Genomic DNA, 382 nt, shown 5'->3' with positions numbered 1-382 from the left:
ATTGATCACGTCATATTTATCGGTAAGGTAGTCGTAAGGCGAGCCTTCCATCATCACGATCTCGTCATACTCCTTGAGCCCGATAGGTTTATATAAGGCAAAAATGTGCTCCAGCGCCTTTGGTAGCGCACGACCTATAATGGTATAATGAGTGGCGGCATCCATTTCTTCAAATTTATATTTCAGATTATCATTTGTAACCGAAGCTAACTGTTTGTCCAGATCGGCTATACCTTTTCTGAGGGTTGGAATATCATTGCTGCCAACGGCAAGATAATACCAGACTGGTTTTTCTATAACCGAAAATTTTTCGGTAAGCCTGGTTGCCATTTCCGGAGCCAGGTCGGGGCTAAAGTTGATATAAGCATGAAAGAGCGGATCG

At 43.2% G+C, this 382-nt stretch carries 1 protein-coding gene; it reads right to left on the bottom strand.

Translation table 11 applies throughout. The features are described 5' to 3' along the window. Window positions 1–382: alpha/beta hydrolase (locus tag HC175_RS20270; protein ID WP_479685250.1), on the bottom strand; the 382-nt coding region annotated here is incomplete at both ends.

Source organism: Salinimicrobium oceani (assembly GCF_012037645.1).
The sequence above is the reverse complement of the archived record's forward strand: the minus strand, read 5'-3'. Positions and strand labels throughout refer to the sequence as shown.